Source organism: Acidovorax sp. GW823-FHT05D11 (assembly GCF_058795695.1).
On record NZ_CM179502.1, the window covers coordinates 2,165,972 to 2,184,133 of the forward strand.

The following is an 18,162-nucleotide window of genomic DNA, read 5'->3' on the forward strand; positions in this document are numbered from 1 at the left end:
TCCTCAGAAAAGGTTGGGTAGCCGCACCGGCGCGGCCGGAGCCTTGGCGGCTGGGATGCGGCTGGGTGGGGTGACAAACTTGGCTTGCACGTCGATCACGTCCATGCGGTGGTCGGCGTCGAATTCGCGGATCAGCTGGCCGTAGTACCAGCGGGCCGCCTCGCAGCGGTGGCGGATGAGCGATTCCTTCTGGAAGTCGCGTTCAAGAACCCATGTGGTCAGGCGGTGGTGCGGCGGGATGTGGTCCACAAGGTGTTGATCCATCGGCTCATTGCGGATCAGCGCCTCGGGGGTGTTCACCATGGCGTAGTTCACCTCCCACTCGTCGGCGTCCCAAAGCATCATGTAGCCGCGCATCTGCCACTCGTAGAGCGGGTTCACGCAGTCCACGGGCCAGCCCGGGAAGGTCTTGAGGGACCAGGACGACTTGAGGTCGTGCCCACGGCGCCTGGGTGCGTCGAACAGATCGCACTCGCCGGTAATCAGGCCGTTGCTCCGGCGCTCGGTGTTCTTGGCCAAGCGCAGGCCGCGCACCTTGTTCAGCAGGGCGATGGAGTCGTTTTCGACCGCAAGGCCCTTCTCGATTTCCTTGCCGGAGACCTCGAAGTCCACGCTGAAGATTTCCTGCTTTGCGAGCTGGCGCAGGTAGGTGCGTGCTCCCGACGAAAGGTCGCCCTCGGCCTTGGTCTTGGGCTCGGTCATCAGGTGGCCCAGGCTGGAGCACCTAAACAGGATCTCACGCATGGTCGGGCTGCGGAGGCGGAGGTGGGGGCGGCGTGTCGGCCGGCAGGGTGCCGCCGTGCGCCGTCACTACGTGGGCAAACGACTGGTATCCATCAAAGTCGTTCGCGTCCTTGAACACCTTCTTGCCCGCGCGCATCACCTCGGTGAGCACGGCGCGGGTCTTTGTTTCCTTCACCTTGGCGGTCCACAGCTCCAGCAGACTGGGCTCGGGATCGCCGCCACCTTCGGCGCCGTCGTCGTCGTCGCCGCTTTCGGCCGTGCCCGTGATGAGCTTGAGCGTGTGGCGCGACAGATAGGTGGTGGTGGACACGATCGCCTGGATCGCGTTCTTGCCGCCGGAGTCGTCGGCGCGGGCTTCGAGCGTGACCGATTCCTGGTGCCCCAGGCGGTGGCGCAGGATGCACGACACCCGGATAGTCCCGTTCGACTGTTCTGGCTTCCACGACCACCCGAAGCCATGGCGCGAGAGGGCCGGGCCCACCACGTCAACGACCTGTGCCAGCTCGGCATGCATGTAGGTGGTGCGGCCGGTGCGGGTTTCAAAATCCACCAGCTTGTTCTTGGTGATCTTGATGTTCTCGGCCTTGAAATCGGCCAGGGCCAAGTTGTAGGCCTTCTCTGCCTCATGGCGCAGCCACTGTTGCTGCAGTTCCATCATCCGCTCGATCTGGTCCAGATTGGCGCCCCGGCTGAGGGCGGTCATCATCAGCGCGGCGGGCGAGGTGTCGGCCACCTGCAGGGCGCCGGGGTCGTGCGCGGCCAGGGGGTGGTTCGGTGACTGGTGGGGTGCCAGCGTCAGCACCTCTGCATTGGCGGTTGTGGTGTTCATGGTAGGTCAGGGCGAAAAGGGAATGAAGGCGGCGGCGAAGCCGAAAACGGCTGCGAAGACCATCAGCAGCGCGGCCCAGAGCAACAGGCTCTGCAGGTGCGTCAGCTCGATGTCGTCGGATTCGCAGTCGGTGGGGGTGGGGCAGGGCAGACGGCCCTGCTGGCACGGGCCGGCGCAGTGCTTCATGGCCGCTCCCGGTGGCAGATCAGAACGTCGCCTTCCCACTCGAAGGGCTCGCCCTTGCACACCTCGTTGGCGGCAAAGTCGCGGGAGTGGTGGGCGGCCTGCAGCTCGGCCCGGTCGTTGTAGGTGGTGCCTGCGACTGCGGCCATGCCGAAGGCGATCAAGGGGCCCAAGATCCAGACGATCAGGACTTTCATCGCAGCGCCCCCACGGAACTGAAGTGCTGCTGCTGGTCCATCAGCGCGCGATCCTGGCGGCGCTGGTCTTCGGCGCGCTGGCGGGCTTCGGCCTGGGCCACCGCCTCGCGCTCTGCAGCGGTCCAGGGAAGGTGCGGGCGCAGGAACGCCTGCACCGTCTCGTTGACGTTGTTCATGGGAATCTCCGAGGGGGAAGGAATGCCGGCCTGGGTGCGCGGCCGACGGGGAAGAAAGAACCGCTGCCCTTGCGGGGCGTGCCGGGGGAACTGAGAAGGGAGGGAGGGAGGAGACTCCCCGGCGCGGTGGGAAAAGGATGGGGCGGCTCGGTGGAAAGGAAGAAACACCGACTGGAAACGCCATCGCTGATATGTTTCCAAGCTGACGAGGCAATCCACGGTCCCCGATCAGCGCATGGCGACTGCAGCTTGCCGCCCCGAAAATGGTGTCCCGGATTCCACGGGACTGCCTTTGACCCACCGGACGCGCCGGCGGGGTTCGGCTCGCAGAGGCGGGTTTTCCGCTTGCATCATGGGCTTTCACCACTCTGCCGGGTTGTTTCAGCGCCCCCGGTCACGCCCTGCGCGGGCAGCCTCGCTATGAGTTGGTGCAGGGCTTCCACCTGCTGCGCACACGGCCAGGAACCCCCAACCCGCTCTTGATGGTCGCCGGCGCTGATGCCGGCACACGGGATACGTGCTTTTTCATGGCAGCCGGTGATCCGGCCTAGGACTGTCCACCCGCTATGTTCCAACGTAGGTCGCATCAGCCTGCGCATTCACCATCACACAACCGCCCGGGGAATCGAACCCCACGGTTTCACGTTCCAGCCTATCGCGCTCGGCTGGAGGCTACTCAAGGAGCCTTCGACGGTTGTGTGATGGCCCTCGTGCGAGGGGCGTAAGAAGGCCCGCATGAAGCGGGCCCTTTGTTAAATCCCTGTGGCCTGCATGCGCCATCGGGAAACCTCCATGCGCAGGAGGCTAGTTATCCATCAGCCGTACAGCGCCTTAGGGCAGCAGCCAATGGTTCCGCCATCGGAGGAAAAGACGCAAGCATGCGTGCCCTTGCCGCTGGATGGACGGGTGCGGATCGCACTGGCAACCAAAGCGACAATGCCAGTGCTGTCGGTTTTGTATACCCCCAGCCCCACGTCAGTTGCCGTGTACGTCGCCGTGACGAGGTAGATAACACCTTCCTCCCAGTAAGCGCCAGGGATGTGGTCGTGGTTCTCATTGCCGTTTCCTGTCCAATCCTCCCAGCAGATCCTGTGGTCCGCGTAGAACGTAATGCCACGGGCCTGGCCCGTCCAGGCCACGTTGTCGGGTGCGTTAGTCGGGACCCCATCGCAGAAGAATGCGACACCGCAGTGGGCCTCCGGCGAACTTCCGAACGTGCCCGGGGCCACGTCGATGAAAACGCCCGAGTAGTTGTCCGTTTTGAGATACGAACCTGCCGGGTTGCCGGGGCCAACAGTCTTGGACACATTGAGAGAGAGCGTCATTTGATTGCCTTTAAGTCAAAGTTGATGAAGGCGCTCGCTGGCACTCGGGTTCGGAGTTCTCGACTCTCGAAGGGGAGGGGTTCTCGACCCTCATGGAATTCAGCGTCCCGCAGCGCGGGCACTTGATGTTCAGTTGTTGAAAAAGTCCTTCTGCCAGCTTGCGATTGCAGCTGGCGCATCTCACTTCTTGCATATGCGGCATAGTCCATAATGCCCCGGCCTGATCAGGTGGCAGGGTCTTGGCCAATGCCGTGTGCACTCACGGCGGAGGCGGGTGCCTGGGGTGTTGACGCACCCCAGGCACTCGCCCTGTCTTATCTTCTCGATCCCAGATGGCTCAGCGCAAAGCCATCTGGGATCGCCCCTCTTGCGAAGGGCATGCCGGCATTCCAACCGGCGTGACCGTTTCTGTTCTTGGCTGTCTACGCCTCACCGTTTGAGCACCGTGTACCGCGCTTTGGCGGACTGGTGACGGGCCGGACTGCCCGCGCTCGCCCGGCCATGCCCGGGTCTGCTCTTGTGCCGGACGAATGCTCCACAGGTGGGGCAAGCAACATCGGCAGCTGACTTTTTAAGGAGCCCGGGCGGCCTGGTCGATGCCGTGGTGCCCATCGCTCCCAACTCGCTGCAGCCCTCAGGCCTGGAACCCCTCGCGTCTCCGGTCGGCGTGGCCCTGTGTGCGTCTGGGCCGGTTCGTTTCGCGTTTGTTGGTGCGATGGATGTACTGTAGCAATTGCTACTTATCAAGTCAATAGCAAAAGCTACTCGCATCGAGGTTTTTTCTCTAAACTGCCTCTACGCTCAATCCGGGCGAGCAACAAAAAACCGCCTGGGACGGTTGTGGTGGGGAGGCTTGCATCGGTCACGAGGCTGGCGCACAGTCGCCATGTGAACCACACAGACGTGATGTTGAAGATCGTTGAGACGGCGAAGGTGGGCGGGGCGCTTCCGCCCGAGAGTGCCATCGCCCATGTCGCGGCGGTGATCGCTGAGCTGGATGTGCGCTCAGACAGCTACGAGCGGACATGGAGCGCTTGGTGAAGATCGGCGCGATGATCTGGGATTTGCACAGTGGGCCGGACGGGGCATACGACCCTATGTGGGTGTTTACGTTCTTGCGGTCGTAAAAAAGCCACCCTGAGGTGGCTGATGATGAATCAGGGAGATCAGGCTGCCATGAGCCCAAATGCTTGGAACTCTTGTTCGGGTAATTCAAGTCGGCGGCAAAAGAACATCGTCTCTAACCCCTTGTATCGCGTCTGAGCGGTGTAGTTCAGCCCGTAAGTGTAGGCTGCTGACATAGGGCGGTACATGTCACGTATCTCTGCCACGTTGTCATAAGAAACCATCCAATGGCGAGCGAAACGGCTGGAGCCTAAGAGCCTGGCAATCGCGACATGGTCCTCGTGGCTGTAGAAGTTTCGGTAAAGGCCCTGGCCCTTCACGTAGTAGGGGGGATCAAGGTAGATGAGCGACTTGCTTGGGAGAAAGGAAGCGCAGTTCCGCAGCAACGCCAAAGCGTCTTGATTGTGGACAGTGATGCGGTCGGCACTGGCGGCGATGCGTTCAATTCGCTTGGTCAGCACGTCCTTCTTCAGCCTCGCGTCCAACTTGTAATGGCCAGCTTGGCCAAGTCCGCCGATCACCCCACCTTTGAGCACGCCGGAGCGATTGGTGCGATTCATAAACAGCGTAGCAAACCCGCGCTCGACTTGTCCGACCTCGACCTCGCCTCTCAGGACGGAGCGCCAGTAAAACCATTGGTCCATGGTTACTGGCGTGTCCGTAAGGAGCTTAAGGATGGCCTCAGGGGTTTTGGTGATGCCCACCCAAAAATCGTAGACGGCCGTGTCGAAGTCGTTGATGTGAATGTGAGATGCGGCGCCATGAAAGAGGAGCTCCAAAGCCACGCCCGCGCCCCCTGCGTACGGCTCTAGGTAGTGCCCACCTGACAGGTCGTTTTTCTCCATCACGCGCGCGACCAAGGGTGCGAAACGTGCCTTTCCGCCAGGATAGCGCAGTGGGGTGTAAAGCTTGTTGGAGAACATTGCGGTGGACTTTACCTAGTTTTGGAAGGCTTGGCCAGCGCCTTGTGCGCTTCAGGGATCAGACCTGCAATCAGCGCCGTGTCCATTCCGTACCCATTACTCAAGGCATTCCTCGCGACTTTGTTCAATTGCTCTCGGAATGCCTGGGCGTCTGATTCATTCGCGACTATCCAATGCTTCCATGGATTAACATTTTTCAAGAACGCCTGAAACTCTCTTGTATTATAGAATTTCTTGAAAATATCCCGTAGTTTCCTCTTTTGCTCTTTGTTTTTTCTCGATTCTATTATTGGCAAGAGACTCACCTTGTCACTCGTAATGCTGAGTTCGGATATGATTGCGCTCGCGGTTTGGGTGAGAACTTTTCGGGTGAATTTGATCTTATTTTTCCAGATATCGTGCTCTGGTGCGAGATTGAATAGATACTCAAAAATTAGTTGATCTGGGGGTAGGGTTCCAGGTAAAAAAACGACCGTCTTGCAATGGGATGCTTTATCTTTTGCATCTGCATCAAGAATGATGATGCTTTTTTTGGAGAACTCCTCAATTCCAGCATCAATTAGGTTTACATAGTTCCCGCATCCCAGTGTCACATTTTGAATTGGTTTTGTAATTTTCTTAATTGGCTGGCGCATGGTGAGTTGTGCGTAAAAATCCTGTGCTTCCGGATCCTCGACATACACATTCACTTTTGGGCTTTTAGCTGTGTCGGAAATGGCAATTGTTACGGTGCTAATGTCGGCATAAATTTCAGGCCACGACAAATTATCCATGGCCTGAACCGGTCCATAGGAATCTGTAAGGTATAGTGTTTTATAGTTTTTCCTATATACCTGACTGAGTTCATGGACGTGCTCAATCATGGTCGGAGAATGAGAGGTCATCATAACCTGAATTTTCAGATCGTTGCATTCTCTGTGTAGCACGTCCAAAAGCTTTTTTTGGGCAGCGGGGAACAGTCCTGCGTCAGCTTCGTCTATAAGTAAGAGTCCGCCGTGGTAATTGGGATACTCCTCTTTGAGTTTTCGGAATGACAGGAGTGCCAGCACTATTTGACCAACATTATCCTCTCCTGCTGATACAGAGTCTTGGTCATAATTCTTGCCAAACGCGACTGCAGAATTAATCGTTCCTTTGGTTCCAGCAAGATCCGTTGATGTTCTATTTAGCAGTTCATTGCTCAGACTTGTGAATGCATTTTTATTTGCTGTCAGATATGCATAGTCATGAGGGGTGTAAGTGGTGCGATTCGTGATGGGAATTAGTCGTCGAAGGCTGAGATAGATTACGGGATGCGTATAGTTTCTACTTGTGTTGTCCACACCTTTAATTGAGGTATTCCCTCTTACTACGGGACGCCCCTTTTTTGTACCACTGTCAGTTGTTCTAGTCGTTAATTCCAAGCTCGAATTGAAATCCGATGCCGTGTAGCCATCGTGCACTACGAAATTGACAGCCATAGAAGAGGGGCCGTCATACTTGTCAGAAAATCTGAAATGCTCTCTAGGGAGTGACTTGAACTGTTTTCCGGGAATGGTTATATATTCGAGTTCGGATCCATCGATATTGTCTTTTTCAAAGCTAAAAATCTGGGCTGCGATCCCTAGCAGTGATGATTTGGAGGTGCCATTTTTTCCGCAGATCAACGTTACTTGATTTCCCAATTCAAAACTTAAATTTTCCAGTCCCCTGAATTTCACGATTTCCATAGAACGCAGTCGTGTCGCAACAAATTCCTTTGTCATCCCTCTCTCCTTGTTTCCTGCTTTTCGCTAGCTCTTGAACTACCCGTGCCGCGACATCAGCCGCTGCGCTAGGCCCTCTGGATCAATGCGCATGTTGGACATAGAGACTGTTCCAGCGCAAACGTGCTCGTACCAAATGTGGAACCCGGATAGATCCGGCATCTCAGCTTGCCCGCACTGTCTGATGGAGTCACCGATAGCTCGGCGCCCCCCATTCTTCCAGTTCCTCTCTTCCGTCCATAGCTGCAACACGGTAGTTGCCAGGCTCAATCTTGCTGATGTGCAGCGTCAGGATCACAGCTTCTCTTTCTTCGTTTTTCTACATTCCCGCACATCCACCACTGTCTTGAAATAGTGGTCTTCGCGGGTAATCCACTGCATGTTGCTGGGCCTGTCCGTCCCGCCTGCGCATAGCGGAATCACATGATCGACATGCCAGCCCGGGCAGGCGCCGCGCGTGCGGCCAGTAGTGGGGCAGGGGTGCTCGACACGGAAGGAGCGCACCTGTGCGCGGTCGCGTTCGATGCGAGCGGTGGCGGCCTGCGGCCAGGCGCACGCCATGGCGACGAACAGAGCGGCCAGATTGCCAGGAATCAGTATTGCTCGCTGCGCCACACCGTCAGCACCTTCCCAAGCACCTGAAAGTGAGGGTTTTTGGGCGAGAGGTCATAGGACGGGAAATCCGGATTCTTGGAGATGATCCGCAGGTTGAACCCTGGTCCGTCAAACTCGGGCACGCGCTGGATGAGCTTGATGAATCCTTCCTCACCGACGCGGAAGAAGTAGACCCCCTCGTGGTTGACCACGTTCACACCGGTATCCACCAGAAGGGGATCCCCAGGGTTGAACATGGGACGCATGGAAGGGCCAAAGCCGGTCACGATGCAGAGGTTCCTGATGCCTGTATGTGAGGGGACGTTCAGGCGCACCCAGTCGTGGCTCACCCGCCAACTCTTGATGATCCCCGGTTGATCGTCCAGCAAGAGCTGACCCTGGGTATCCATGCCCCCACCGGTGGCGTACTCGGTGATAACAAAGTCAGCGGGTTCGGACGGGTCTGACGAAGGAGCGGCGTGAGGCGCGGCGACTGGGATCCGGCCATCGGCTGTCGGTGGATCGAACCACCCGGCGTAGCCCAAGAGCCCGTGGACAACCAGAACTGTTTTCTCCGTAATTGGCCGTTCGCCGCGCAGCATCTGCCCCACGAAAGCTCCGTCGCGATAGCCGAGCTTCCGCCCCGCGGCGGCCTTCCCTCCCTCTCGCTCGACCATAGCGGCCAGCCGCTGAATTCGCCACGTCTGAATTGATTGTTCGTCCATACCGAGAACAGTAGCAGGCGCTACAAGAGCATTGGCTACTTGAATATCGGTAGCAAATGCTATAGATTCGGGATCATGAACTTGTCCGAATATTTAGCGAGCCCAGGGGCGCTCACGGTTGGTGAACTGCGCAAGCGCTCTGGCGTGCCCAGCGATGCTCAGATACGGCAGTGGCAGCACGGGTATGCGAATCGCAGGCCTGGCCCAACCCATTGCGTAGCCATTGAACGCGCCACTTCCGGCGCGGTAACTCGGCGCGACCTGCGCCCAAACGACTGGCACCTGATCTGGCCCGAACTGGCGGCTACCGAGCCCGCAAAGGTGGAGGCCTGACCCATGGCTAGAGCTATCAGAACGGTATTTCGCCCGGGACCCACTCTTGTTTGTAGCTGGCAGACACATCGAACGCAGCGCTGTAACTCAGGCCCAGCGTGTCGTTCGACACCTTCAGTTCGGAAATGCCCACCTGAATTTCCCTTCCTGCGAGTTCGGTCAACGCCTTGGCAATGCACGCCTGGATGTCGTTGATTGAGTGATTTTTGAAAAGGTTTTCTGACATGGAAATGTTCCTGAAATATGTTCGGGCCGCTCGTGAAGTGCTGGCGTTGCCCCCGTTTTCTGCTGAGGCGGAGGGCGTCTATTGTGATGCGCTCTTCCCAATGGAGGCCGCCCGAGCTGTCGCAGCACTGCGCGTTTGGATGCGCCGCACTGATCGCTTTCCGCTGCCGCATGAGGTCCGTGAGGTCGCCATGCAAATGAAGGGGGCGAAGCTCGCGCAGGTAGCTGCGCCTAGCAGCGCGGAGGAGGCGTCCCATGCATGACCTCGCTTTGATCGCTGCCCAGCAATGGGCCCAGGCGCACGTAGCCAAGCACTCCGATCCTGTGGAGTTCGGCGCCAAAGTTGCCCAGGCATACCTGGCTGCGCAGGCCGCCAAACACCACGCGGGCGACGAAAGGGCTACGGCTGCTTCACTAGCTGCGTTATCAATTCCTGCCGGAATGTGGCAAGTATTTGCGCAGCTTCTTTCGCCTCTTTCTCGCCAAGCAGCGAGTAGTCCCCGAGGCACTTCGGATTGTTCGCCAGGAGCAAGTTGATGATTTCGTCGGCCCGGTTCTTTGCGAGTACTTCTTGCATGTTCGCCCCTCTCGGGAATGGTTGTGTAGGAACTCCCATTCTGCCCCGAGAGAGGGCGGGCACCACCTCCTTTCTGGCGCGCTGCGCCTGACCAAACCTCACCCAAGAAGGGTCCCCTATGTTGAACAAACTGTCCGTCCTGTTTGCCCGTGCCGTGATCGGCGGCAAGAAGACCGCCAAGGTCGATGCACGCGTGTCCGATGAACTGAAAGAAGGCATGCTGCGCCGCCGGCTTGAGCTGGGCTTCCGCTCGGAAAGCGAGTATGTGGACTACGTGTTGTCGGTGGATGTCTTCGGCGCTGAGCATCTGCAAATGGTGCACGAATCCCGCCTGCGCGCGGTCTGCAAGTCGTCTGACATTTCGCGCCAGCCGCTGCCGGAGGTGCACTGATGAGCGCGGCTGCCATGTGTCTCTACAGGCGGTTCCGCATGCCCTCCGGCAAGTTGCTAGAGGTACGGCGGGTGGAGGAGGGTGCGCACCCCGAGGTGGTGGTGCGCGAGGTCAATGACGACGACGAGCTTTCGCCCGGCGAGTTCAACCTGAGCCTGCGTTTCATATTGGCCCACGGCCGGGAGGTGCGCCGTGTCTGATCGCTCCACCGACTTCGATCGCCCTACGGATATGCCGCGGTGCTGGCCCGATGGCAGGCCGCGCAGCTCCGCCAATGCGTTCGCAGCTGCGTATTTCGTGCGCGGTGGTTCGTCAGCGCAGGCCCGGCCCGCAGCGAAGCGCGGCCCCAAGACGCAGCCCGCTTCCATCGTGCTGCCCGGAACCAAGGGGGCCTCCTGATGCATGCCTACGAGCAATTCCTGCGCGCCAAGGTGACGCTGCCTGCCGAGGAAGGCGTCCCCTGCGAGCCGCACGAGGTGAACCCGCTGCTGAAGCTCCACCAGATCGCGATGGTTTGTTGGGCCGTGCGTGGCGGACGCCGCGCGCTCTTCGCTGCTTTCGGCCTAGGGAAGAGCGTGATGCAGTTGGAGATTGTGCGCATCACCCGCGCCAAGGCCGGTGGCATGGCGCTGATCGTCCTCCCCCTGGGCGTGCGGCAGGAGTTCATCCGCGACGCTGCGATGCTGGGCATCACCGTGAAGTTCGTCCGCCGCATCGAGGAGTGCGATGACCCCGAGGGCATCTACCTCACGAACTACGAGACGATCCGCGACGGGAAGTTGGACCCCACATTGTTCGCGGTCGCGAGCCTGGACGAGGCCTCCTGCCTTCGTGGCTTTGGCGGCACTAAGACCTTTCGCGAGTTCATGGCGCTTTTTGCGGGCGATCGCAAGACTATCGATGCCCGCGTGCGCAGCGATGGTGTCCGATACCGGTTCGTGGCCACGGCCACGCCGAGCCCGAACGAATTCATCGAGTTGCTGGCGTACAGCGCATTCCTGGGAATCATGGATGTTGGCCAGGCCAAGACACGCTTCTTCAAGCGCAATAGCGAGAAGGCCGACCACCTGACCATTCACCCACACAAAGAGCGCGAGTTCTGGCTGTGGTGCGCGTCCTGGGGGCTGTTCGTCCAGCGCCCCAGCGATCTGGGATTCAGCGACGAGGGCTATGAGCTGCCGCCGCTGGACGTGCGCTGGCACGAGATCGCGGCCGACCACGCACAGGCCGGGCATGAGGTCTACGGACAGGCCCGCATGTTCAAGGCGGAGGCGATCGGCATCGTCGAGGCCTCGCGCGAGAAGCGCGACAGCCTGGATGCCCGGATTGCCAAGGTGATGGAGATCCGAGCCGAGAACCCGGGCGCCCACAGGATCCTATGGCACGACCTGGAAGCCGAGCGCGCTGCCATCGAGAAGGCGATTCCATCCGCCGTCAGCGTCTACGGCAGCCAGGACCTGGACGAGCGCGAGCAGGCGATCGTGGACTTCAGCAATGGGCTGTTCCAGGAGCTGGCGGCCAAGCCGGTGATCGCGGGCAGCGGCTGCAACTTCCAGCGGCATTGCGCCTGGGCCGTCTTCATGGGCATCGGCTTCAAGTTCAACGACTTCATCCAGGCGATCCACCGCATCCAGCGCTTCCTGCAGACGCGCCCCGTGCGCATCGACCTGATCTACACCGAGGCCGAGCGCCAGATCCGCCGTGATCTGGAGCGCAAGTGGGCCCAGCACAACCAGATGGTGGCCAAGATGACAGAAATTATTCGAGAGTTCGGCCTTTCCCAGGCCGGCATGGTGCACTCCCTGACCCGGAAATTGGGCGTGGAGCGCGTGGAGGTGAAGGGCGACCGTTTCACCTGCGTGAACAACGACTGCGTGCGCGAAACCGCTTCCATGGCCGAGAGCAGCGTGGGCCTGGTGCTCACCAGCATCCCGTTCAGCACGCAGTACGAGTATTCGCCCAACTACGCCGATTTCGGCCACACCGACAACAACGCGCATTTCTTCGCGCAGATGGACTATCTGGTGCCCGAGCTGCTGCGCGTGCTGCAGCCGGGGCGCATCGCGGCCATTCACGTCAAGGACCGCATCGTGCCCAGCGGCCTGGGCGAGCACCACTACCAGACGGTCTACCCGTTCCACCTGGACACGATTCAGTGCTTCCGCAAGCACGGCTTCGGCTACATGGGCATGAAGACCATCGTCACCGACGTGGTGCGCGAGAACGCACAGACCTACCGCCTGAGTTGGACCGAGCAATGCAAGGACGGGACCAAGATGGGCGTGGGCATGCCCGAGTATTTGCTGATCTTCCGCAAGCCGCCCAGCAGTACCGAGAAGACGTATGCCGACATCCCCGTGGTGAAAAGCAAGGTCGCATGGGTGCGACTGGTCGATGGCCGCGAGTTCAAGGAGCCCGACCTGGAGTTCCAGGACGCGGCCAACGGGAGTTTCGGGCCTGTTGCTGCGCACGGTCCCGCATACACCCGTGCACGCTGGCAAACCGACGCCCACGGCTTTGCGCGATCAAGCGGCGATCGGCTGTTGGACCCGGCCCACCTGCTGGGGCTCCCCTACGACGAGATTTTCCAGCTGTTCAAGCGACACAGCCTGGAGGCGGTCTACAGCTACGAGAACCACGTTCGCGCCGCCCAGATCCTGGAGGACGCAGGCAAGCTGCCATCTGCATTCATGCTTTTGCAGCCCCAGAGCTGGAGCGATGAGGTCTGGAGCGACATCACGCGCATGCTCACGCTCAATGGCGCCCAGTCTGCCAAGGGCAAGGAAATGCACCTGTGCCCCATGCAATTCGACATCGCCGACCGGGCCATCGTGCAGTGGAGCAACAAGGGCGATGTGGTCTATGACCCGTTCGGCGGGCTGATGACCGTTCCGTATCGGGCAGTGAAGCTGGGACGGCGGGGCCTTGGATGCGAGTTGAGCTCCAACTACTTCCTGGATGGCGTTTCCTACTGCCAGGCCATGGAGCGCGAGATCTCGATGCCCTCCCTTTTCGACACGCTCGACCTGGAGGCTGCATGACATCCACCCTGCCATTCGCGCTGCGCGTGAAGGGGAGGGCCGCTTGAGCACTTCCGAGAAAGTGGACGCCTGGATGCCCCTGTGGATCGGTGAATATCTTGCCGACACCATGGCGCTGACGCGCGACCAGCATGGTGGCTACCTGCTGCTGCTGTTCGCCTACTGGCGCAACAAAGGACCGCTGGCCGACGATGCCGACGAGCTGGCGGCGATCGCTCGCGCCACGCCGGCGGAATGGAAGAAGCTGGGCCCACGCCTGGCTAGGTTCTTCGAGGTCCGGGACGGGTTGTGGATTCACACGCGTGCCGACAAGGAGCTGAATGCTGCAGGCATTCGCAAGAGCACTGCTGTAGCAAAGGCCAAGGCCGCAGCCGAAGCACGCTGGGGCAAACCATCAGGCACACCCTCAAGCAATGCCCCGGGCAATGCTCCTGGCAATGCCACAGCGAATGCTCCAAGCATGCAACAAGCATTGCATGAGGATTGCCCTAAACCATCACCTTCTTCACCTATCGGTGAAGACATAAATGGCGCATCCGGCGAAAGGCCGAAGTACCCGCCCGAATTCGAGACGGCGTGGCAGGCCTACCCCGATCGCCCTGGCGACTCGAAGACGAAGGCCCACAAGGCCTGGGCCGCGCGGCGCAAGGGCGGCGTGACGGCCGAGGTGCTGCTGGCCGGAGCGCAGCGTTATGCCGCGTTCTGCACGGCCAGCAAAACCGAGCCGCAGTACGTGAAGCAGGCCGCGACGTTCTTCGGACCCGACGAGCACTACCTGGCCGACTGGGCGCCCATCGCGCGCTCGCAGCCCGCCGCCAACCAACCCCGCCGCGACGCCCGTGATGACTGGCTCGCAGGCATCGGATCAACCCTCACCCCCGGAGACCAGCATGCAGAGCCTGACAAGCGCACTGTCGATGTCGAAGCCCGTTTCGTCGGTTGACGCGCTCCCCGTAGCCGCCGTTGACGCCCTGATGCTGAGCCTGCGCGCGCAGCTGGGCACCAAGTTCGCGGACGCCTTTGGCGCCGTGCCGCTGGAGGAGCTGCGCGGCGAGTGGGCCCAGCGGCTCGCGGGGTTCCGCCGCCACGAGCTGGAGCGTGGGCTGAACGCCTGCTCCAACCGTCGTTTCGCGCCCACGCTGGGCGAATTCAAGGTGCTGTGCCGCCCATCGCTGGAACCGGAATACGCGTGGGAGGAAGCCAAGGCCGGGATGGCTGCGCGCGCGGTGGGCCAGAAGGGCGTGTGGACGCACCCTGCCGTGTACCGCGCCGCATCGGCCATGGACTACGAGCTGCGCGCCCTGTCGTTCGGGGCCTGCCGCAAGCGCTGGGAAATAGCGCTGCAGCGCGAGATGGACGCAGGCTGGGGTGACCCCATTCCCGATGCCCGCCCAGCGCTTGAGCACAAGCCCCTCGCCACGCGCCCACCGAACCCTGAGGAGCGCGTCCGCATCAAGAAGCTGCTGGCGCCCCGCACCCCGGATCCTGAATCCACCCCATCGACGGAAGGAGAGCAACCATGAAGATTAACGACGTGTGTGCTGCGCTCGCAGCAAGCCAGGAGCACCTGCAGCAGCTGTACAAGGTCGGCCGCGAAGTGGCCGCCAAGCGCATGCCGGTGACTGCTGCTGACCGCGCGTACCTCGATGCCGAGGTGCACACAACGCAAAACCGCGCCGCGTGCGCCCAGTCGTTCCTGTCGGGCTTCGAGGCGGCCAACGACACCCGCTTGCCAGTTGGCGTAGCTTGATACTCTTGTGCTGCAAAATGAGTAGCAAAGAAAGCATGTTGGCGCTGACGCTCCCATGGCCGCCCAAGGAGCTGAACCCCAACACTAGGCAGCACTGGAAGAAGTTGGCCCGGGCGAAGAAAGCCTACCGGGCCGCGTGCGCCTGGCAGGCAAAAGCGCAGGGCGCAAAGCGTATGGACGCGGACTCCCTGCACATGACGATCACCTTCTTCCTGCCGGACAGGCGCCACCGGGACATGGACAACATGCTGGCCAGCATGAAGGCCGGGCTCGATGGCCTGGGCGACGTGCTGGGCGTGAATGACAGGACCTGGGCCCTGACCCTCGTGAAGTCCGACCAACTGGGCGGCATGGTAAAGGTGGAGGTGCGCAATGGCTGACATCGCATTGCACGCCGTTTGGTCCACCCAGGAGCAGGCTCGCGCCAGCTTCCTGCAGCGCGTGGCGCCCTGGTGCATGACCCAGTGGCAGGCGGGCCACCGCCTGGAGGTAGAGGTGCGCCTGCACGAGGACGCCAAGACCGACCGCCAGCGCAAGTATTACCACGGCGTGGTGCTCAAGACCATCGCGGCGCAGGCCGTGGGCGCCGACGGCGCGCATTTCCCGCTGCAGGTGTGGAAGGAGTATTTCCGCGCGGAGTACCTGGGCCACAAGACGGTCACGACCAAGAACCCGATCACGGGGAGGAAGGTGCGCCGGCGCCAGCGGGTGAGCACCGAGGACCTGGGCGTGAAGGGCTACAGCCAGCTCATCGACCGGGTGAGTGCCTTTGCCGCAACCGAACTGGGCGTGACGTTTCCGGCCAGTTTCGACCAGTGGGAGCGCATGCAGGTGGACCCGGACACGGGGGAAATCATTGGGGGCATCGCGCCATGACGAAGAAGCTCACCAAGGCAGATCGCGCCGCGTTGCGCGAGAAGTTTGGCGGCCGGTGCGCGTACTGCGGCCATCCGCTGGGCGAGAAGTGGCACGCCGACCATATCGAACCCATCGTGCGCAACGACTGGTTCAAGCGCGCAGGATTCACGACGCCTTCACGCGGTCCCGACTACCCGCACCGTGACACGGTGGAGAACATGAACCCAGCGTGCCCGCCCTGCAACATCGACAAGCACGCCATGAGCCTCGAATCGTGGCGCGGAATGATAGAGCGCAGCAACGAGGTGCTGGCGCGCGACGTGTCCACCTTCCGCAGGGCTGTGCGATATGGTCTGGTGCTGCTGGAGCCGAAGCCTGTGATCTTCTACTTCGAGCAGCTGCGTGCGGATGCCGGGGCGGTGGAGGGTGCTGCACGATGACGGCCCGCAAGTGCCTGTTTTGCGGCGGCAAGGCCGAGCTGCTGTGCGATTCCTGGATAGGCTGGGAGCGCAAGCGCGGGGAAATGTCCAAGGAAGCTCCGAACCTCATGACCTGCCCGGCCTGGGGCGTCCCCATACGATACCGGCTGGTGCACACATGTGACGCGCCGCTCTGCCAGGCCTGTGCCGTGCATGCCGGGAGTTTCCATGTGCGCCTGCGCTATCAGGGCAGCTTCACCGAAAGCACCGACTACTGCCCTGGGCACGACCGAGGCGACCTCCGGACAGAGATCACCGGGCTGCAGGCCGAGGCATTCCGCTCGCGCTGGCGTGCCCAAGTGCGCGCCCATGCCGCTGCAGCAGCGCCAGAGCAGCCGCAGCTCGGGCTTTTCACGGGGCTGGTCACATGATGCGCCGCACCCCGCTCCAGCGCACGGGATTCAAAACCGCCCCGGACACGCGCAAGGCGGCCAAAGAGGTGATGGCCGATTTCCGCGACGCTCGCATCCTGAGCCTGATGGTGGGCTGTGAAGAGCGGCAGGCCCCATCGTCTACTCCTGCTGTTGTCCCCGTGGCCAAGCCACTGCCCCGGGCCCGGTACGCAGCCCCCGCGAACGATCCCGTCATCCCGCGCCCGAAGGAGGCGCCGATCCAGCACGAGGGTTACATGCGCCTGGTGCGCCAGCTCCCGTGCGCGCATTGCGGGGTGGAGGGCTATTCCCAGTTCTGTCACGCGGACGAGGGGAAGGGGGCGGGGATCAAGTCCGACTGCCGCCTAGGCTGGCCGGGGTGTGGCCCGCGCCCTGGGGAGAAGGGCTGCCACTACCTGATCGGAACGGAGCGGATTTACCCCAAGGAGGTGCGGCGGGAACTGGAGGCGCGCTATGGCGCACAGACCCGGAGACAGCTCGAACTGATGGGGGTGTGGCCTACGTCGCTCGCAAAGTGGGTGTGATCGGCCTGGGGGTACTTGCATTCTTACGGTTTGTAAGATATAATTATGCTTGTACGAGAGGTTCCGTGCCGAACGTGCATAGGAGAACGAACCCCATACGAAAATAATAAAATTCAATAATTTAACTAAAATTCAAATATACAGAATATCAAATATCATTAATTCAATATTATCATTTTTATGAAAATTACGAAAACCGAAGCAATCATTCTAGAACAGCTCGTCGCTGCCGCCGGCTCCGAGATGTATGGGTTGCAGATGGTAAATAACTCAGGCGGCACCCTCAAAATGGGTTCTGTCTATGTTTTGTTGGGTCGTCTAGAAGACAAGGGACTTGTGGAGTCGCGCAGGGAGGAGAAGCCAGCATCGGCCATTCCCCGTGTGCTTTACAAGGTCACTGGGGCTGGCAGCAAGGTATACCGAGCATGGGCTGAATCTGTGGATGTCTATGAGCGGGGTGTTCAAGGAATATTTGCATGAAGGACAATGGAAAAAAAGAAGAAGTACATGTAATTGAACTGGAATTTCCAGACAATGAGTTATTGTTGCTAGAGCTAGAGCTGGAGAGGGCGAGGCTTGAGGCTGCAAAATTGAGCACTGCCGAGTTGGCAGTAAGAATAAAGTTAGTAGAAACCCTAACTGCGCCGCTGGCGTCTCTGAAAGTTGCCAAAAAGAGTCCGATTGCTCGGGCGCCGGGCTATCGGACGCTGCGTTTTATTCAAGGTGTGTGCCCACCAAAATTCAGGGAGAGGGAATTGGCTGCGCTGATGGGCGACGCGTCTGAGGCGTACTTTCAGGCCCTGGAGTCAGGGGACAAGTGGGGTGTATTGCGACTCAAATGCTTGATTCCTGTGTGGCTGGGCTGCACTGCTCTCAAGGGTGTTATCGGAACCTTGTTCGGGGCATTCACCAAGGCGGTGAAGGCGGGAACCGATCAGTAGGCGTTGAGCGATCTGGAGCGGTGGTGGAACAACGGGCCTTAGGGCCCGTTTTGTTTTTTGAGCTCTCGATGCACCCCCCTTGCAT

General features: G+C 60.4%; 29 protein-coding genes. 16 read left to right on the forward strand and 13 right to left on the reverse strand.

Annotated features, from left to right (window positions below; translation table 11 throughout):
- Positions 1-3: 3 nt before the first annotated feature.
- The 7 genes from AC3RCE_RS09975 to AC3RCE_RS10005 all read right to left on the reverse strand — a co-directional run bounded on the left by AC3RCE_RS09975 (position 4) and on the right by AC3RCE_RS10005 (position 3,656).
- Positions 4-744: a hypothetical protein gene (locus AC3RCE_RS09975; protein WP_492255047.1), complete on the reverse strand. Its 741-nt coding sequence runs from the start codon at positions 742-744 to the stop codon at positions 4-6.
- Complete coding sequence (locus tag AC3RCE_RS09980; RefSeq protein WP_492255048.1) at positions 737-1,573, reverse strand: ERF family protein; 837 nt, start codon at positions 1,571-1,573, stop codon at positions 737-739. The genes AC3RCE_RS09975 and AC3RCE_RS09980 overlap by 8 nt, the downstream gene beginning before the upstream one ends.
- Before the next feature lie 6 nt (positions 1,574-1,579).
- Entirely contained in the window at positions 1,580-1,759 is a 180-nt protein-coding gene (locus AC3RCE_RS09985; RefSeq protein WP_492255049.1) for a hypothetical protein, read from the reverse strand.
- Positions 1,756-1,953 (reverse strand): hypothetical protein, encoded by a 198-nt coding sequence (locus AC3RCE_RS09990; RefSeq protein WP_492255050.1) that lies wholly within the window; start codon positions 1,951-1,953, stop codon positions 1,756-1,758. The genes AC3RCE_RS09985 and AC3RCE_RS09990 overlap by 4 nt, the downstream gene beginning before the upstream one ends.
- Positions 1,950-2,129, reverse strand: a complete 180-nt coding sequence (locus tag AC3RCE_RS09995; RefSeq protein ID WP_492255051.1) for a hypothetical protein — start codon at positions 2,127-2,129, stop codon at positions 1,950-1,952. The genes AC3RCE_RS09990 and AC3RCE_RS09995 overlap by 4 nt, the downstream gene beginning before the upstream one ends.
- Positions 2,130-2,944: 815 nt before the next feature.
- A complete protein-coding gene (locus AC3RCE_RS10000) occupies positions 2,945-3,454 on the reverse strand; it encodes a hypothetical protein (protein ID WP_492255052.1) in 510 nt (169 codons plus the stop codon).
- A 10-nt stretch (positions 3,455-3,464) separates the two neighbouring features.
- Positions 3,465-3,656, reverse strand: a complete 192-nt coding sequence (locus tag AC3RCE_RS10005) for a Com family DNA-binding transcriptional regulator (RefSeq protein ID WP_492255374.1) — start codon at positions 3,654-3,656, stop codon at positions 3,465-3,467.
- Positions 3,657-4,360: 704 nt separating this feature from the next.
- On the opposite strand from AC3RCE_RS10005, the gene AC3RCE_RS10010 reads away from it, so the two are divergent.
- A complete protein-coding gene (locus AC3RCE_RS10010) occupies positions 4,361-4,495 on the forward strand; it encodes a hypothetical protein (protein WP_492255053.1) in 135 nt (44 codons plus the stop codon).
- 125 nt (positions 4,496-4,620) lie between these two features.
- Here AC3RCE_RS10010 and AC3RCE_RS10015 read toward each other — a convergent pair whose 3' ends face one another.
- From AC3RCE_RS10015 to AC3RCE_RS10030, 4 genes are all read right to left on the reverse strand, one after another.
- On the reverse strand, positions 4,621-5,502 hold the full coding sequence (locus AC3RCE_RS10015) for a DNA adenine methylase (protein WP_492255054.1): 882 nt from the start codon (positions 5,500-5,502) through the stop codon (positions 4,621-4,623).
- A gap of 11 nt (positions 5,503-5,513) precedes the next feature.
- Positions 5,514-7,247, reverse strand: a complete 1,734-nt coding sequence (locus tag AC3RCE_RS10020; protein WP_492255055.1) for an AAA family ATPase — start codon at positions 7,245-7,247, stop codon at positions 5,514-5,516.
- Between the two features lie 294 nt (positions 7,248-7,541).
- The gene (locus AC3RCE_RS10025) at positions 7,542-7,862 is read right to left on the reverse strand and encodes an HNH endonuclease signature motif containing protein (protein WP_492255056.1); all 321 of its coding nucleotides are present in this window, start codon (positions 7,860-7,862) and stop codon (positions 7,542-7,544) included.
- On the reverse strand, positions 7,841-8,566 hold the full coding sequence (locus tag AC3RCE_RS10030) for a S24 family peptidase (protein ID WP_492255057.1): 726 nt from the start codon (positions 8,564-8,566) through the stop codon (positions 7,841-7,843). Before AC3RCE_RS10030 ends, AC3RCE_RS10025 begins: the two co-directional genes overlap by 22 nt.
- 75 nt (positions 8,567-8,641) lie before the next feature.
- Here AC3RCE_RS10030 and AC3RCE_RS10035 point away from each other — a divergent pair, with 75 nt between their 5' ends.
- Entirely contained in the window at positions 8,642-8,899 is a 258-nt protein-coding gene (locus AC3RCE_RS10035; RefSeq protein ID WP_492255058.1) for a transcriptional regulator, read from the forward strand.
- 16 nt (positions 8,900-8,915) lie between these two features.
- Here the strand turns inward: AC3RCE_RS10035 and AC3RCE_RS10040 are convergent, their stop codons facing one another.
- Positions 8,916-9,125: a hypothetical protein gene (locus AC3RCE_RS10040; protein ID WP_492255059.1), complete on the reverse strand. Its 210-nt coding sequence runs from the start codon at positions 9,123-9,125 to the stop codon at positions 8,916-8,918.
- Between AC3RCE_RS10040 and AC3RCE_RS10045 the strand changes: the two genes are divergently transcribed.
- Positions 9,124-9,387 carry a hypothetical protein gene (locus tag AC3RCE_RS10045; protein WP_492255060.1) on the forward strand — a complete coding sequence of 88 codons (264 nt, stop codon included), beginning with the start codon at positions 9,124-9,126 and terminating at the stop codon, positions 9,385-9,387. The two genes, AC3RCE_RS10040 and AC3RCE_RS10045, sit on opposite strands and share 2 nt — an antisense overlap.
- A 137-nt stretch (positions 9,388-9,524) precedes the next feature.
- Here AC3RCE_RS10045 and AC3RCE_RS10050 read toward each other — a convergent pair whose 3' ends face one another.
- Entirely contained in the window at positions 9,525-9,701 is a 177-nt protein-coding gene (locus AC3RCE_RS10050) for a hypothetical protein (protein WP_492255061.1), read from the reverse strand.
- 121 nt (positions 9,702-9,822) lie between these two features.
- Between AC3RCE_RS10050 and AC3RCE_RS10055 the strand changes: the two genes are divergently transcribed.
- From AC3RCE_RS10055 to AC3RCE_RS10115, 13 genes are all read left to right on the forward strand, one after another.
- Positions 9,823-10,092, forward strand: a complete 270-nt coding sequence (locus AC3RCE_RS10055) for a hypothetical protein (RefSeq protein ID WP_492255062.1) — start codon at positions 9,823-9,825, stop codon at positions 10,090-10,092.
- 38 nt (positions 10,093-10,130) lie between these two features.
- Positions 10,131-10,292, forward strand: coding sequence for a hypothetical protein (locus tag AC3RCE_RS10060; RefSeq protein ID WP_492255063.1), 162 nt, complete (start codon positions 10,131-10,133; stop codon positions 10,290-10,292).
- Between the two features lie 198 nt (positions 10,293-10,490).
- Complete coding sequence (locus tag AC3RCE_RS10065) at positions 10,491-13,133, forward strand: DNA methyltransferase (RefSeq protein ID WP_492255064.1); 2,643 nt, start codon at positions 10,491-10,493, stop codon at positions 13,131-13,133.
- Positions 13,134-13,176: 43 nt separating this feature from the next.
- On the forward strand, positions 13,177-14,076 hold the full coding sequence (locus tag AC3RCE_RS10070) for a YdaU family protein (RefSeq protein ID WP_492255065.1): 900 nt from the start codon (positions 13,177-13,179) through the stop codon (positions 14,074-14,076).
- Entirely contained in the window at positions 14,051-14,656 is a 606-nt protein-coding gene (locus AC3RCE_RS10075; RefSeq protein WP_492255066.1) for a hypothetical protein, read from the forward strand. The genes AC3RCE_RS10070 and AC3RCE_RS10075 overlap by 26 nt, the downstream gene beginning before the upstream one ends.
- On the forward strand, positions 14,653-14,883 hold the full coding sequence (locus tag AC3RCE_RS10080) for a hypothetical protein (protein ID WP_492255067.1): 231 nt from the start codon (positions 14,653-14,655) through the stop codon (positions 14,881-14,883). The genes AC3RCE_RS10075 and AC3RCE_RS10080 overlap by 4 nt, the downstream gene beginning before the upstream one ends.
- A 194-nt stretch (positions 14,884-15,077) precedes the next feature.
- Positions 15,078-15,263 carry a hypothetical protein gene (locus AC3RCE_RS10085; protein WP_492255068.1) on the forward strand — a complete coding sequence of 62 codons (186 nt, stop codon included), beginning with the start codon at positions 15,078-15,080 and terminating at the stop codon, positions 15,261-15,263.
- The gene (locus AC3RCE_RS10090) at positions 15,256-15,759 is read left to right on the forward strand and encodes a hypothetical protein (protein WP_492255069.1); all 504 of its coding nucleotides are present in this window, start codon (positions 15,256-15,258) and stop codon (positions 15,757-15,759) included. Before AC3RCE_RS10085 ends, AC3RCE_RS10090 begins: the two co-directional genes overlap by 8 nt.
- On the forward strand, positions 15,756-16,181 hold the full coding sequence (locus AC3RCE_RS10095) for an HNH endonuclease (protein ID WP_492255070.1): 426 nt from the start codon (positions 15,756-15,758) through the stop codon (positions 16,179-16,181). Before AC3RCE_RS10090 ends, AC3RCE_RS10095 begins: the two co-directional genes overlap by 4 nt.
- Positions 16,178-16,591: a hypothetical protein gene (locus tag AC3RCE_RS10100; protein ID WP_492255071.1), complete on the forward strand. Its 414-nt coding sequence runs from the start codon at positions 16,178-16,180 to the stop codon at positions 16,589-16,591. Before AC3RCE_RS10095 ends, AC3RCE_RS10100 begins: the two co-directional genes overlap by 4 nt.
- Positions 16,588-17,136 carry a hypothetical protein gene (locus AC3RCE_RS10105; RefSeq protein WP_492255072.1) on the forward strand — a complete coding sequence of 183 codons (549 nt, stop codon included), beginning with the start codon at positions 16,588-16,590 and terminating at the stop codon, positions 17,134-17,136. Before AC3RCE_RS10100 ends, AC3RCE_RS10105 begins: the two co-directional genes overlap by 4 nt.
- Before the next feature lie 180 nt (positions 17,137-17,316).
- Entirely contained in the window at positions 17,317-17,616 is a 300-nt protein-coding gene (locus tag AC3RCE_RS10110) for a PadR family transcriptional regulator (protein WP_492255073.1), read from the forward strand.
- A complete protein-coding gene (locus AC3RCE_RS10115) occupies positions 17,613-18,077 on the forward strand; it encodes a hypothetical protein (RefSeq protein WP_492255074.1) in 465 nt (154 codons plus the stop codon). Before AC3RCE_RS10110 ends, AC3RCE_RS10115 begins: the two co-directional genes overlap by 4 nt.
- The last annotated feature ends 85 nt before the right edge of the window (positions 18,078-18,162 follow it).

Coding starts and splice junctions, on each gene's coding strand:
- AC3RCE_RS09975 (WP_492255047.1), bottom strand. CDS start 744: ATGCGTGAGATCCTGTTTAGGTGCTCCAGCCTGGGCCACCTGATGACC.
- AC3RCE_RS09980 (WP_492255048.1), bottom strand. CDS start 1,573: ATGAACACCACAACCGCCAATGCAGAGGTGCTGACGCTGGCACCCCAC.
- AC3RCE_RS09985 (WP_492255049.1), bottom strand. CDS start 1,759: ATGAAGCACTGCGCCGGCCCGTGCCAGCAGGGCCGTCTGCCCTGCCCC.
- AC3RCE_RS09990 (WP_492255050.1), bottom strand. CDS start 1,953: ATGAAAGTCCTGATCGTCTGGATCTTGGGCCCCTTGATCGCCTTCGGC.
- AC3RCE_RS09995 (WP_492255051.1), bottom strand. CDS start 2,129: ATGAACAACGTCAACGAGACGGTGCAGGCGTTCCTGCGCCCGCACCTT.
- AC3RCE_RS10000 (WP_492255052.1), bottom strand. CDS start 3,454: ATGACGCTCTCTCTCAATGTGTCCAAGACTGTTGGCCCCGGCAACCCG.
- AC3RCE_RS10005 (WP_492255374.1), bottom strand. CDS start 3,656: ATGCCGCATATGCAAGAAGTGAGATGCGCCAGCTGCAATCGCAAGCTG.
- AC3RCE_RS10010 (WP_492255053.1), top strand. CDS start 4,361: ATGTTGAAGATCGTTGAGACGGCGAAGGTGGGCGGGGCGCTTCCGCCC.
- AC3RCE_RS10015 (WP_492255054.1), bottom strand. CDS start 5,502: ATGTTCTCCAACAAGCTTTACACCCCACTGCGCTATCCTGGCGGAAAG.
- AC3RCE_RS10020 (WP_492255055.1), bottom strand. CDS start 7,247: ATGACAAAGGAATTTGTTGCGACACGACTGCGTTCTATGGAAATCGTG.
- AC3RCE_RS10030 (WP_492255057.1), bottom strand. CDS start 8,566: ATGGACGAACAATCAATTCAGACGTGGCGAATTCAGCGGCTGGCCGCT.
- AC3RCE_RS10035 (WP_492255058.1), top strand. CDS start 8,642: ATGAACTTGTCCGAATATTTAGCGAGCCCAGGGGCGCTCACGGTTGGT.
- AC3RCE_RS10045 (WP_492255060.1), top strand. CDS start 9,124: ATGGAAATGTTCCTGAAATATGTTCGGGCCGCTCGTGAAGTGCTGGCG.
- AC3RCE_RS10040 (WP_492255059.1), bottom strand. CDS start 9,125: ATGTCAGAAAACCTTTTCAAAAATCACTCAATCAACGACATCCAGGCG.
- AC3RCE_RS10050 (WP_492255061.1), bottom strand. CDS start 9,701: ATGCAAGAAGTACTCGCAAAGAACCGGGCCGACGAAATCATCAACTTG.
- AC3RCE_RS10060 (WP_492255063.1), top strand. CDS start 10,131: ATGCCCTCCGGCAAGTTGCTAGAGGTACGGCGGGTGGAGGAGGGTGCG.
- AC3RCE_RS10065 (WP_492255064.1), top strand. CDS start 10,491: ATGCATGCCTACGAGCAATTCCTGCGCGCCAAGGTGACGCTGCCTGCC.
- AC3RCE_RS10075 (WP_492255066.1), top strand. CDS start 14,051: ATGTCGAAGCCCGTTTCGTCGGTTGACGCGCTCCCCGTAGCCGCCGTT.
- AC3RCE_RS10080 (WP_492255067.1), top strand. CDS start 14,653: ATGAAGATTAACGACGTGTGTGCTGCGCTCGCAGCAAGCCAGGAGCAC.
- AC3RCE_RS10085 (WP_492255068.1), top strand. CDS start 15,078: ATGACGATCACCTTCTTCCTGCCGGACAGGCGCCACCGGGACATGGAC.
- AC3RCE_RS10090 (WP_492255069.1), top strand. CDS start 15,256: ATGGCTGACATCGCATTGCACGCCGTTTGGTCCACCCAGGAGCAGGCT.
- AC3RCE_RS10095 (WP_492255070.1), top strand. CDS start 15,756: ATGACGAAGAAGCTCACCAAGGCAGATCGCGCCGCGTTGCGCGAGAAG.
- AC3RCE_RS10100 (WP_492255071.1), top strand. CDS start 16,178: ATGACGGCCCGCAAGTGCCTGTTTTGCGGCGGCAAGGCCGAGCTGCTG.
- AC3RCE_RS10105 (WP_492255072.1), top strand. CDS start 16,588: ATGATGCGCCGCACCCCGCTCCAGCGCACGGGATTCAAAACCGCCCCG.
- AC3RCE_RS10110 (WP_492255073.1), top strand. CDS start 17,317: ATGAAAATTACGAAAACCGAAGCAATCATTCTAGAACAGCTCGTCGCT.
- AC3RCE_RS10115 (WP_492255074.1), top strand. CDS start 17,613: ATGAAGGACAATGGAAAAAAAGAAGAAGTACATGTAATTGAACTGGAA.